Genomic DNA, 12,921 nt, shown 5'->3' on the forward strand with positions numbered 1-12,921 from the left:
TGCCTGGTCATCACAGCTAGGCGTAGCTCAAACGAAGGGTTCTGCACCACCGAGGCGAGCAGGTGGCTCAACCCACCGTTTCTGCTAGAGCAGCGGTCAGGTGCCAGAACGAGATGTTGAGGTGTAGCTCAACGAATCTGTGAGCACGACCATCCGGCTCACAAATCCGACGCTGGCGCTCCCCGCTACGAGCTACTGCCGGGCAGCGAGGTACTCCACTGCGGGACGTGGTGAGCTGAAGACAGGGGTGGGCAGGTCGGTGAGCAACGCTTCCGCCGGGGCCATGCTGGCTTGAGCCAAGATGACGACATCTGCGGTCGTCGCCGCGGCCCGGGCGGTTCGTGCGATGCATTCGACGTATCCCACCTGGTCCCCGGCTTCGAACATGTCCCAGGCGCCCTTCGCCACGATCGACGTGGTCTCAACTTCGTGATCTGCCGCGCTGGCTTCTTCTTCAAGCAGCGCCAGCGTGGGCGCGAGAGTGGAGTCAAGGGCTGCGATGACGGCGATTCTGCGCCCGGCCTGGAAGGCGCGGGCAGCCATGGGCCGGTCCACTCTGAAGACCGGCACTCCCGGTTCGCTCTGCTCAGCAACGCTCCCAAGGGTTGAGCACGTGCAACAGATCAGCTCTACGCCCCGATCTTTCAGGCTGCGCAGGTGAGCCTCGACGCGGTCAGCGACCGACTGTGGACCATTCACGCGGGCATCAGTGAGAAGGGACTCGTCGACCACGTGCACGGGGTGCGCTTCGGGGGCGACCTCGCTCAGAAGGTTGTCGAAAGTTAGAACGTGGACTGGCGACGTGTGCAAGAAGCCGATGCGCGACATGTGTGCATTCTTCATCGCGTGGCGCACATCGGACTTGGCGATCTCAGCACCCACGGAGGGGCGGTGGCTGAAACGAAGGATTCTGCACCACCGAGGCGAGCAGACGTCCTGCGGCTGCATGGTAATCGTGAACCATCTCATCGTCCTTGAAAGCTCAGACACCAGGGCGGATGGTCACAATGTGCATGCCCTGCAGGTCGTCCAAGCGCACCCAGCTTCGCGGTGCACCTTCCTGCGTCACGAGGAGGTGAGAAGGAGTCCCACATCTGCGTTTTTCGTCCACATTCGTCCCGCGTCAAGCACGGTGCGGCGACTCGGTGCTGACGGCGGCGTCGCTACTCTGTCGGGGTGAACATCCTCTCCATCCAGTCGTCGGTGGCCTATGGCCACGCCGGTAACTCGTCGGCCGTGTTTCCGCTGCAGCGCCTCGGGCACGAGGTGTGGCCCGTGTTCACCGTGCACTTCTCCAACCACACGGGGTACGGCGAGTGGCGCGGGCCGGTCTTCGATCCGGAGACGGTGCGCGACGTCATCACCGGCATCGAGGAGCGTGGCGTGCTGCCGCGCTGTGACGCCGTCCTGTCCGGCTACCAGGGCGCCCCGACGATGGGGGAGGTCATCGTCGACGCCGTCGCGCGCGTCAAGGCCGCCAACCCCGACGCGCTGTACTGCGCCGACCCCGTCATGGGCGACGTCGGCCGCGGTTTCTACGTGCGCGAGGGCATCCCGGAATTCATGCGGGACGTCGTCGTGCCCGCCGCGGACGTGCTGACGCCCAACCAGTTCGAGTTGGAGTTCCTCGTCGGGCGCACCGTCTCGACGGTGACCGACCTGCTCGACGCCGCCGACGCCCTGCGCGCTCGCGGCCCGAAGGTCGTGCTCGTCACCTCGGTGCAGACGGACGAGACACCCGCCGACTCGGTGCAGATGGCCGTCGTCAGTGACGAGGGGGCCTGGATCGTCACGACCCCGCTGCTACCCATGTACGTCGCCGGTTCAGGTGACGCGACAGCCGCGATCTTCGTGGCGCGCCTCATGACGTCGAGCCCCGCCGAGGCGCTCGCCGCGACGGCGTCGTCGATCTTCGCGGTGATGGAACGCACTCACGACGCCGGTTCGCGCGAGATCCTGCTCGTCGACGCCCAGGAGGCCATCGCCTCGCCGCCGATGCAGTTCGCGGTGACGCAGCTGCGATGAGGCCCCCTGGCCGCCCGAACGACACGAGTGCCCGTCTTCACGAAGGAGGCGGGAACTCGTGCGTGAGGTGGGGAGGCTCAGCCGCCGAGGAAGGCAACGAGCTTGATGATCTCCTCGGCCAGGCTCAGGCCGGACTTGATGAGTTTTTTTCGTTGCTGGGCCCGTCGATGTCTTGCATGATTCTCCCCCAGGTTCGTCAAGGGGTGGGGCGCCGAAACCTCTGTGTTCCGGATGACTTCGACACTTTCGGACGATGGTGCGCCTCTGCAGTCTCAACCTTGTGACATGAATCGCATGTCGCTTGGCAGAACCTGGTGAAACGTCGGGGGATGGTGCCGCGGCGTGTCCATCTGCCGTGAACGGTAGAAAGCCCAATACCGTGGGCGCATGGATCCGATCCGCAATCCGTACGCGCCCGGCGCCGGCCAGCGTCCGCCCGAGCTCGCCGGGCGCGACGAACAGATCAGCACGTTCGACGTCGTCGTCGCCCGCATCGCGAAGGGCCGACCCGAACGTTCGATCGTCCTCATCGGCCTGCGCGGCGTCGGCAAGACGGTGCTGCTCAACACCCTCCGGTCGGGCGCAGTGCGCGCGCACTGGGGCACCGGCAAGTTCGAAGCACGCCCCGATCAGCGCCTGCGCCGACCTCTGGCGTCAGCGCTGCACACGGCCGTGCGCGAACTTGGCCACCCGCAGGACGACGACGTCGACCACGTCCTCGGCGTCATCAAGAGCTTCGCGCAGCGCGACGTCGACCCCAAGGCCAAGCTGCGTGATCGCTGGAACCCGGGCATCGACGCCCCCGCCGTTCCGGGCCGTGCGGATTCGGGTGACATCGAGATCGACCTCGTCGAGTTGCTGACGGACGTCGGCGGCCTCGCGGCGGACGTCGGCAAGGGCGTCGCCATCTTCATCGACGAGATGCAGGATCTCGACCCCGAGGACGTGTCGGCGCTGTGCGCGGCGTGCCACGAGATGTCGCAGAGTTCGCTGCCCGTCATCGTCGTCGGTGCCGGCCTGCCGCATCTTCCGGCGGTGCTGTCGGCGCAGAAGTCGTATTCGGAGCGGCTTTTCCGATACGCGCGCATCGATCGTCTGCCGAGGGATGCCGCGTTCAAGGCGCTGCAGGGCCCCGCGCAGGACGAGGACGCCGAGTTCACTGACGACGCCCTCGAGGCGATGTATGCCGCGACGGGCGGTTACCCCTACTTCATCCAGGCGTACGGCGCGACGGTGTGGGATCTCGCGCCCGGCTCGCCGATCACCGCGGAGGACGTGGCGGTTGCCGTCCCCGAGGCCGAGGCCGAGCTCGGTGTCGGGTTCTTCGGCTCACGCTACGAGCGCGCGACGCCCGGTGAGCGCGAGTACCTGCGAGCGATGGCGGACGCCGCGCAGCGTGTCGCCGACGCCGCAGCCGCCGACGAGTCGGGGGAGACGCCGGGGCTCGACGACATCGAATCGGTGCCGACGTCTCTCGTCGCCGAGGTGCTCGGACGTAAGCCCCAATCACTTTCTCCCGCGAGGGATTCACTCATGAAGAAGGGGCTCGTGTACTCCGGCGAACGCGGACGGATCGCCTTCACCGTGCCGCACTTCGGCCGCTACCTGCGTACCGTGACGGCGGACTGAGCGGCGCGCGGGCGGCTGCGACGTCGCCCGCGCCGCACGTCACATCCCGAGCTTGGTCTTCGAGAACGCGGCGACGGCCGCGTCAGGGCCTTCGACGCTGACGCCCGAGCGCTCGCAGCGACCGCTGAGGTGCATCATGAGGTCGACGGGCGAGCCGGCGAGCACCACGGCGCCCGCGTCGGTCGGTTTCTTCAGTTCGACGTCGCCGCGCTGCGGGGCGCGCAGCGTCACGCCGACGGGCGAGGAGCGCACGAGCAGCTTGCCCATCGTGGTCAGCGATGACCACACGGCGTCCTCGGTGCCCTCGGGCAGCGGCGGCAGCGTCGCCTGCACGTCGGTGGGCTGTGCGCGCCGGACATCTTCGGCGTGCGTCGCGTACTCGACGAGGTTGACGCGCTCGTTGATGGCCGGCACCTGCATCGGACTCAATTTGCCCGGCCCGCTGCGCACCTCGTCGACGAGGGTTGCGTAGGGCTTCTTGGAGCGCGCGTCTTGCACCTTCTCGGTGTGACCGGCGAAGGCGGGGATGACGATACCGGGCATCGCGTCCGGGCGGCGATCACGGATGACGAGGTGGGCGGCGAGGTCGCGCGCGTTCCATCCCTCGCACAGGGTCGGCGCGTCGGGGCTGACGGCGGCGAGCAGGTCGGCGACGTGGTGGCGCAGGGCGGGAGCAAGAGTCATGCGTCCACCCTTCCACGGATGAGCATCCCGCGGGGCACCCATCGGAAGGGGTGAGTGACGTTCGTGTACGCGCGGTGGGCCGCGCCACCCACTCTGGGCGGGTGACGACGACGAAGATCTGGGCGAGACGAGCCATCCACGGCACCATGCTGCTCGGCGAGCTGATCCTGCTGTACGTCTTCGCGACGTCGGCCGTCAACGTCACTTCGACGCGCACGTCCTCGTGCACTCGGCGCTGAGCTTCTTCTACAACGCGATCGTGCTGGCGGTTGGCGTTCGGATCATCACGGTCGGCTGACGGCGTTTCACGTGAAACATCGACGCTGACGGCGGTGCGCCCCGAGCCAGCGGCGCGGCGGCTGACGTCTACGTCGTATGTCGTATGTCGTGCAGCGTCAGCCCTCGTGCCGCACCCGGCTGACGATCGCGCCACCGACGAGTCCGAGCAGGCCGGGGACGACCCAGCCGAAGCCGTTCTCGAACCAGGGCAGGACGCTGCGCGCGCCGTCGACGAGAATGTCGCGGCCGGCGGGCGCTGACGGGGGCGCGGCGAGCAGGTCGAAGAGTGCCGCGACGCCGACGCACGCCACGACGCCGACGAGGATGCTGCGTCGACCTCTCAGCCACGGCGACGCGAGGCCGAGCAGGATGAGCGCGATCGCGAGCGGGTAGAGGAACATGAGCAGCGGCGTCGACCAGGAGATGATGGCGCTGAGGCCGACGTTCGACACCGCGAACGAGACGCCCGTGAACGTCAGTGCCCATGCACGGTAGCCGAGGCGGGGGAACATCTCGGCGAACATCTCCGCGCACGCCGTGACGAGGCCGATCGAGGTCTTGAGGCACGCGACGAGCACGATCGCGGCGATGAGCACCTGCCCGAACGAGCCGAAGAAGTGTCGGGAGATGCCGGCCAGCGCGGTGCCGCCGTTGTCGGCGGTGATGACGCCGATCGACGTCGCACCCATCCATGCGAGCGAGGCGTAGATGGCCGCCATTCCGAGGACGCTGACGATGCCGCTCTTCGCGGTCTCGACGGCGATGCGGCGCGGGCTCGTGATGCCGAGGCGGCGTACCGCGTCGATGATGACGATGCTGAACGCGAGGGAGGCGAGGGCGTCCATCGTGTTGTAGCCGTCGAGGAAGCCGCGGGTGACGGGGCCGTCCGCGTACGGGCCCTTGGGGGCGGCGGTGACGTCGTGCGTCATCGGTTTCACGAAGGCGGCGACGATCAGCGCGCCGAGCAGCACGAGGAATCCGGGGGTGAGGTAGCGCCCGACCCAGTCGATCAGCTTGCCGGGACGCAGCGCCGCGGCCGCGGTGAGGGCGAAGAAGATCGCGGTGAACGCGAGCAGCGCCCATGTCTGTGCGCCCGCGGGCACCGATTCGGCGAGGCCGATCTCGTACGAGACGGACGCGGTGCGCGGGATCGCGAATGCCGGCCCGATCGTCAGGTACAGCAGGCACGTGAAGACGACGGCGAAGCGTGGGTCGACGCGCGCCGCGAGTTCGCGGACGTTGCGCGTGCCCGACAGGGCGGAGGCAATGACGCCGAGGACGGGCAGGCCCGTCGCGGTGATGAGGAACCCGATCGTCGCGAGCGTGGTGTGCGACCCGGCTTCGCGGCCCATCTGCACGGGGAAGATGAGGTTGCCGGCGCCGAAGAACAACCCGAACAGCATCGTCCCGACGAGGAGTGTCTGTGCCGGACGCAACCGCGACGGCGTGGACGAGGAAACGGTCGGTGCGGCAGCAGAACTCACGCCGGTCAGTATGACAAGGACGGCGGGCCGAGCGGGCGGGGCGCCACCGCGTCCCGGGCCAAGGCCAGGAGCTGGCCTTGCCCAGCTCGGCACCACGAATGTGAGCGCCCTGGCCGAAAACGAGCTTCATGTCGCTCGTGTTCGACCAGGATGCTCACATTCGAGAGATGGTCACCCGGCGGCTTCGGGATCGCGCAGCCGCCGGGCCGGCGTCAGCTCGTCGCCTTCGTCAGGTCGTAGACGGTCGCGCCACCGGCCGTCGTGGCCTTGTAGTGCGCCTTGACCCAGGCGGTGATCTGCGCGCCCGAACCGGAGTTGCCACCCGGGCCGCCGCCCATGCCACCGCCGGCGATGAAGTACGTGATGTCGCCGTTCTTCACGTACTGCTGGAACTGCGCGAGCGTGACGTTGTCGTCGCTGCCGCTCCAGCCGCCGATCGACATGACGGCCGTGTCGCTGCTCAGGATGTACCCGGCTGCGCTCTGATCGCCGATGACGGCCGCCGACCACTTCGAGTTCGTCGCGTCGAGCAACTTCACCAACGCCGCGTTGGACGTCGAACCGCCCTGCGCCCCTGCGGAACTCGCGGAACGCTGCGTCCCCGTCGTCGAACCCGACGCCCCGGTTTCACCCGACGAGCCGGACGAGGCCGCCGATCCACCACTCGACGCCGCGCCGGAAGCTGAGCCCGAGCCGTCACTCGACGGAGCTGCACCCGAAGGAGCCGTACCCGACGGCTTGGTGCCCGACGGAGGCTGACCCGCCGCACCCGACGAGCTGGTCGTCCCAGAACCAGCCGGGCCAGCAGAACCCGTCGAACCACCAGGCGCACCCTGGGCGCCGCCGGGAGCCGAGCCCATCGACCCCATGCCGCCGCGTGCTCCGGCAACGGCAGGGCCGGCAGTCGGCATCGAGCCGTTGTGACCGCTCGCCATCGTCGCGAACGTGTACGCCGACGTTCCGCCGAGGCCACCGAGCACCCCGACGACGAGGCCGGTGACGGCGACGCGGCGCGCACGCGCACCCCATGCCGGCGCGGCGACGAACGTCATCGCCCCGAGCACAGCAGCGATCGCGCAGACCCACTTGAGCCACGGCATCCAACCGGACGCAGACGTCGTCAGCACGCGGAAGCTCCAGACACCGCTGACGCAGATCGCCGCGCCGAGCACGACGCGCCACAGCAGCGACGAGCGTCGCGCGAAGACCTCACGACCACCGACGGCGATGCACGCGGCGACGGCCGGCGCGAGCGCCACGGCGTAATAGGAGTGCACCGTGCCCTTCATGAACGACAGGCACAGCATCGTCACGACGAGCCAGCCGCCCCACAGCACGAGTGACGCGCGCACGAGATCGGTGCGCGGTGCACGGCGACGAGCGACGAGGCCCGCCACGAGCAGCACGAGGGACGCGGGCAGCAACCACGAGATCTCGCCGGCGAACTGGCTGTTGAACATGCGGAACAGCCCTGCGGTGCCACCAAATCCACCACCGCCGGCGCCACCACCGCCCCCGGCGTTGCCGTCGCCGCCGAGGATGCGGCCGAGGCCGTTGTAGCCGAGCGCGAGTTCCCATTCGGAGTTGTTCGTCGAGCCACCGATGTAGGGGCGGGCACTTGCGGGCCAGGCCGCGACGAGCGCCACGAACCAGCCGGCGCCGACGATGACGCTGACGAATGCCGCCGCGAGGTGCTTGATGCGCGTGCCCAGCGAGAAGCGTGCCGCCACGAGGTAGGCGAGGCCGAGGCCGGGCAGGACGAGCACGCCCTGCAGCATCTTCGTCAGGAATGCGAAGCCGATGAGCAGCCCCGCGCCGACCATCCACCGCAGCGCGGTAGACGAGGCGGAGCGAACCCGCCCGCGCCGCGTCGTCGTCGGCTCGTCACGTCCGCTCACCTCGATGGCGCGCACGACGCAGTAGGCGGCGGCCGTCATGAGCAGGACGAGCATCGCGTCGGGGTTGTCGAAGCGGAACATGAGCGCCGCGACGGGCGTCATCGTCACGATCAACCCGGCGAGCAGGCCCGCCGCGTGCCCAGACCAGCGGCGCACCGCGCCGTACGTCAGGCCGACGGTGCCGACGCCCATGAGCGCCTGCGGCAGCAGCAGCGAGAACGACGAGAAGCCGAAGATCCGCGCGGACAGCCCCATGACCCACAAGGAGGCCGGGGGCTTGTCGACGGTGATCGCGTTGCTCGAGTCGAGCGAACCGAACAGCCACGCCTTCCAGTCCTTCGACGCCGATTTCGCTGCGGCAGCGTAGAACTCGTTCGCGTAGCCGGAGTTCGTCAGGTTCCAGCCGTACACGACGGCGGCCAGCGTCAGCAGCGCGAACAGCGCCGGTCGCGCCCAGTTCGGGTCGTCATCGGCGCCGCGCACGAGGCGCCGCAGCCGGTCCTGACGCCGTGGGGGTGCCGCCGCGGAGTGCGGGGTGGCACCCCCCGGCAGCTCGCGGGCCCGACGGCCGTCGCGGCGCGATCGCAGCAGGCGCGTCGGTGTGGTGGTGGTCATCGCGGATCCCTCCGTCGCAGTCTCGGCGCCGATGCGCCCGGTGATGACGACGACTCTCGCGGCCGGCGCTTTGCTGCCCGCGTGGCGCCCCTGTGCGCCGTCTGTGAGCGGTTCGCCATCACGCCCCCGCTCGACCTACGCGGCCCCGCCCCGCTTGATCCAACGGGCGACGTCCCACCCCGCCACCCATGAGATCGGCCCAAGGGCGCTGATCGTGTTGCGACCGAACGAAGTACGGTATGAGGCATGTCTGCCGCAGCGCCGAGAGGGCCGAGATCGCGGGGTTCGGTGAGGTTCAGAAGCCTCGCGCGGGCGGTGGGGCCGCGGCTGCTGCGCGGTGTCGTCGCAGCGGCCGTCCTGTGCTTGCCCGTCGCGGTGCTCGCGCTGCTCGTCACGCGCCACTTCGCTCCGATCGTCGACCTCGACGAGCGAGTCGTCGTCGCGGCCACCGACGTCACGCGCGCACACCCCGGGTTCGAGGACGCATTGATCGGGTGGCAGTCCGCGTTCCACCCGACGATGGTCTACCTCTACGCGATTCCCGTCGCCGTCTGGACGTGGCTGCGCGGCTTCCGGGCCCGCACGATCTGGGGCGTCGTGACGATGCTCGTCGGCTGGAACCTCGGCCTGCAGGTCAAGCTCATCGTCGAGCGGGCGCGCCCCGTCATCGCGGACCCCGTCAGCCATGCGCCGGGCTACAGCTTTCCCAGCGGCCACGCGTTCAACGTCGCCATGATGGTGACGACGTGCCTCATCATGGCGTGGCCGCTCGTGCGACGCTGGCCCCCGCTCATCCGCGCCGCAGCGGTGACGGTGGGGGTGCTCGTCGTCGTCCTGACGATGCTCGATCGCATCTTCCTCGGCGTCCACTTCCCGAGCGACGTGACGGCGGGCGTCCTGCTCGCGTTGGGCCTGTCGTCCGCGTCGTATCTCGGTTTCAGCCATCGGCCGAAGGGCCACCTCGAGGAGGATTCGTGACCACCGCTCACCCCGACCATCACGACGGTGGGCGCGAGGCGTCAGCCCGCCCGACGCCCAAGGAGGTGCTCGCCTCCATCCTGAAGCGCGCTGTCCTGCCGGCTCTCGTGGCGTTCGGGGTGCTCGTCGCCATCGGCAAGATCATCATGAACGTGTTCGACGAGATCCCGGCCGAGGACACGCTCTCGCGGGATGTCGCCGGGTGGCGCACCGCCTCGCTCAACCCGATCTCCAAGACCGTCTCGACGATCAACGACACGTGGTTCACGATCGGCGGGTCGGTCGTCGTCGCGCTCGTCATCCTCGTGCTGACGCGCAAGTGGTGGCTCGCCATCCTGCCGGTCCTCGCGATCAGCCTCGAGGCGAGTGTCTTCGTGCCGGTGACGAAGATCGTCAACCGTCCGCGCCCCGAGGTCGAGCGCCTCGACCCGCACGCGCCGCCGACGTCCAGCTTTCCGAGCGGGCACACCGCGGCGTCGTTCGCGTTGTTCTGGAGCATCATGCTGCTCGCACAGCGCATCCCGAACGTGCTCGCGCGCCGCATCGTCCAGGTCGTCTGCTTCGTCTTCCCGTTCTGCGTCGGCTTCGCGCGCCTGTACCGCGGCATGCACCACCTCAGCGATGTCATCATCGGCGCGCTGCTCGGCATGCTGTGCGCGGGCATCTCCTATGCGGCGATCCGCGCGGCGGAACGTCAGGCCGCCGAGCGGGCGGACGGGGTTCGCGGCTGAGCCACCGCCCGGCGGGTTCGAGCCGGGAAAGCTCTCCTCAGGTCAAGAACGCAGGCAGAAAGCCTGCGTTCTTGTCATGTCCAGAGCATGTCAACAAATGTCACATCGAGGTTGCGAATGCCCAGGTGTGGCAGGGGGCGCACAAGAAAACCCCTGTGTTCTCGCATATTGCAGCCTCTCCCTGTCGGTGAACTGAGAAAAAATTGTGCGTCAACTCTCGCTTCGACCCCTCGCGTGGTCTATACATGACTTGACTCACAGTCCTTGGGCTGACGAGTCACCCCACCCCCCACCGCCGGAGCCCCACGCCCCGGTCGCTCAGAGGAGACACCGATTCTCATGAAGCGCACCACCCTCACCGTCGCCTTCGCTGCGGCCTGCTCCTTCTCGCTCGTCCCCGCCGTCGCTCAGAGCGCCTCCGCCGACTCCCCGGCGACGCGGCAGGCGTCGTTCCAGTCGGCATCGGCGCATTCGAGCCTCGTCGGCTCCGCGCAGTCGCAGTCGGCGGCGCTCGTCAAGGCCGTCGGTCTCAGCGCCGACAACGCCTTCAAGATCAAGGACGTGCTCAAGGACACCGACGGCTCGACGCACGTGCGCGTCGACCGCACCTTCAAGGGCATCCCCGTCGTCGGTGGCGACCTCGTCATCCACCGTGACGCCTCCGGCAAGGTCACCGGCCACGACGGCATGTTCGACGGCGCCATCACCGTCGACACCGCACCCGCCATCCCCAAGGCCACCGGTGAGGCCAAGGGCCTCGCGGCCGCCAAGGCCCACAAGAAGAGCGAGGGGCTCGATGCCGCCAAGGGCGCGGGCAGCACCCTCGTCATTCGTGTCGACGAGGCCGGCAAGCAGCAGCTCGCCTACATGGTGAAGACGACCGGCATGCAGAAGGACCGCACGCCGTCGCGCGTCCGCTCGTTCATCAACGCCGACACCGGCGCCGTCATCTCCTCGTTCGACGAGATCGCCCACGCCACGGGCAACGGCATCTACGACAAGAACGTCACGCTCACCACCTCCGGCTCGAGCGGTTCGTACAAGCTGAGCAATCCGAACACGGGCAACTACACGACCGACTCGAACAACCAGAAGATCAACGGCACGACGATGACGGACGCCGACAACGTCTGGGGCGACGGGTCGAACTCGAACCGTCAGAGCGCCGGCGTCGACGCGCAGTACGGTGCGGACACGACGTTCGACTACTACAAGAGCGTCATGGGCCGCAACGGCATCTGGAACAACGGCAACGGTGCGCGCAGCCGCGTCCACTACGACAACAACTACGTCAACGCGTTCTGGGACGGCACTCAGATGACGTACGGCGACGGTGACCGTAATGCGAACCCGCTGACGGAGCTCGACGTCGCCGGCCACGAGATGAGCCACGGCGTCACGGAGAACACGGCCGGTCTCGACTACTCGGGCGACGCCGGTGGCCTCAACGAGGCGACATCCGACATCTTCGGCACGGGCGTCGAGTGGTACGCGAACCTGGCCTCCGACAAGCCGGACTTCCTGCTCGGCGAGGAGATCGACATCAACGGTGACGGCACGCCGCTGCGCTACATGGACAAGCCGAGCAAGGACGGTGCGAGCTACGACTGCTACTCCTCGTCCGTCGGCAGCGCCGACCCGCACTACTCGTCGGGCCCGCTCAACCACTGGTACTTCCTCGCCTCGAACGGTTCGGGCGCGAAGACGATCAACGGTGTCTCCTACAACAGCTCCATCTGCGACAGCTCATCGGTGACGGGCGCCGGCCGCGCCGACATCGAGAAGGTCTGGTACCGCACGCTGTCGACGAAGCTGACGTCGACGTCGAACTACAAGGCTGCTCGTGAGGGCGCCATCAAGTCGGCCGTCGAGCTGTACGGCGGTTCGAGCCAGGTCTGCAAGTCGGTCGAGAGCGCGTTCAACGCGATCAACGTCCCCAAGGGCACCGCTGCGTGCTCGACGTCGACGGACCCGACCCCGACCCCGACGCCCACCCCCACCCCGGCGCCCGGCACCAACGCGGTGACGAACGGTGACTTCGAAGCGGGTCAGACGGGCTGGACGGGCACGGACGGCCCCATCACGAACAACGCGCGCCAGGCCGCGCACGGCGGTTCGTGGAAGATGTGGCTCGGCGGCAACGGCTCGACGAGCACCGAGTACGAACAGCAGTCGGTGAAGGTGCCGGCGAGCGGCAAGCTGACGTACTACGTGCACGTCGACACGGCCGAGACGACGCGTTCCACGAAGTACGACACCGCGAAGGTCCAGGTCATCAACGGCACGACGACGAGCACGGTGTCGACCTTCTCGAACCTCGACGCGGCGAGCGGTTATGTCGCGAAGACGGTCGACCTGTCGGCCTTCGCCGGCAAGACGGTGACGCTCAAGTTCACCGCGTCGGAGGACTCGGTCTCGCAGACGTCGTTCGTCTTCGACGACGTGGTCGTGAAGTGACGGCGCACTGACGTCACCTCGACCTCACGTCAGGGGCCGTTGACCGGGCACTGACGACGACGCCGGTGGGTGCCACCCGAATCTCGGGTGGCACCCACCGGCGTCGTGGTGTGTGGTGGGTGCTGTGTCGGGACGGTCGGG

General features: G+C 68.3%; 10 protein-coding genes. 6 read left to right on the forward strand and 4 right to left on the reverse strand.

Annotation, left to right across the window (positions count from 1 at the left end):
- Positions 1-192: 192 nt before the first annotated feature.
- Positions 193-882, reverse strand: a complete 690-nt coding sequence (locus tag J4Z35_RS13950) for an aspartate/glutamate racemase family protein (RefSeq protein ID WP_197418819.1) — start codon at positions 880-882, stop codon at positions 193-195.
- A 294-nt stretch (positions 883-1,176) separates the two neighbouring features.
- Here J4Z35_RS13950 and pdxY point away from each other — a divergent pair, with 294 nt between their 5' ends.
- Positions 1,177-2,025 (forward strand): pyridoxal kinase PdxY, encoded by an 849-nt coding sequence (gene pdxY / locus J4Z35_RS13955; protein WP_006943528.1) that lies wholly within the window; start codon positions 1,177-1,179, stop codon positions 2,023-2,025.
- 387 nt (positions 2,026-2,412) lie between these two features.
- Positions 2,413-3,654, forward strand: coding sequence for an ATP-binding protein (locus J4Z35_RS13960; protein WP_006943525.1), 1,242 nt, complete (start codon positions 2,413-2,415; stop codon positions 3,652-3,654).
- A gap of 39 nt (positions 3,655-3,693) precedes the next feature.
- Here the strand turns inward: J4Z35_RS13960 and J4Z35_RS13965 are convergent, their stop codons facing one another.
- On the reverse strand, positions 3,694-4,338 hold the full coding sequence (locus tag J4Z35_RS13965) for a TIGR03085 family metal-binding protein (RefSeq protein WP_186318490.1): 645 nt from the start codon (positions 4,336-4,338) through the stop codon (positions 3,694-3,696).
- A 101-nt stretch (positions 4,339-4,439) separates the two neighbouring features.
- Here J4Z35_RS13965 and J4Z35_RS13970 point away from each other — a divergent pair, with 101 nt between their 5' ends.
- A complete protein-coding gene (locus tag J4Z35_RS13970) occupies positions 4,440-4,577 on the forward strand; it encodes a hypothetical protein (protein ID WP_208065674.1) in 138 nt (45 codons plus the stop codon).
- Positions 4,578-4,733: 156 nt separating this feature from the next.
- Here the strand turns inward: J4Z35_RS13970 and brnQ are convergent, their stop codons facing one another.
- Both brnQ and J4Z35_RS13980 read right to left on the reverse strand, forming a co-directional pair.
- On the reverse strand, positions 4,734-6,101 hold the full coding sequence (brnQ, locus tag J4Z35_RS13975; protein WP_208065675.1) for a branched-chain amino acid transport system II carrier protein: 1,368 nt from the start codon (positions 6,099-6,101) through the stop codon (positions 4,734-4,736).
- Between the two features lie 212 nt (positions 6,102-6,313).
- On the reverse strand, positions 6,314-8,614 hold the full coding sequence (locus tag J4Z35_RS13980) for a glycosyltransferase family 39 protein (protein WP_208065676.1): 2,301 nt from the start codon (positions 8,612-8,614) through the stop codon (positions 6,314-6,316).
- A gap of 288 nt (positions 8,615-8,902) precedes the next feature.
- Between J4Z35_RS13980 and J4Z35_RS13985 the strand changes: the two genes are divergently transcribed.
- The 3 genes from J4Z35_RS13985 to J4Z35_RS13995 all read left to right on the forward strand — a co-directional run bounded on the left by J4Z35_RS13985 (position 8,903) and on the right by J4Z35_RS13995 (position 12,780).
- Entirely contained in the window at positions 8,903-9,592 is a 690-nt protein-coding gene (locus J4Z35_RS13985; RefSeq protein WP_253184129.1) for a phosphatase PAP2 family protein, read from the forward strand.
- Positions 9,589-10,323 (forward strand): phosphatase PAP2 family protein, encoded by a 735-nt coding sequence (locus tag J4Z35_RS13990; protein WP_208065677.1) that lies wholly within the window; start codon positions 9,589-9,591, stop codon positions 10,321-10,323. The genes J4Z35_RS13985 and J4Z35_RS13990 overlap by 4 nt, the downstream gene beginning before the upstream one ends.
- 339 nt (positions 10,324-10,662) lie before the next feature.
- A complete protein-coding gene (locus J4Z35_RS13995; protein ID WP_208065678.1) occupies positions 10,663-12,780 on the forward strand; it encodes a M4 family metallopeptidase in 2,118 nt (705 codons plus the stop codon).
- Positions 12,781-12,921 lie beyond the last annotated feature (141 nt).

It is taken from the genome of Dermacoccus sp. NHGro5 (genome assembly GCF_017565385.1).
GTDB lineage: Bacteria > Actinomycetota > Actinomycetes > Actinomycetales > Dermatophilaceae > Dermacoccus > Dermacoccus nishinomiyaensis.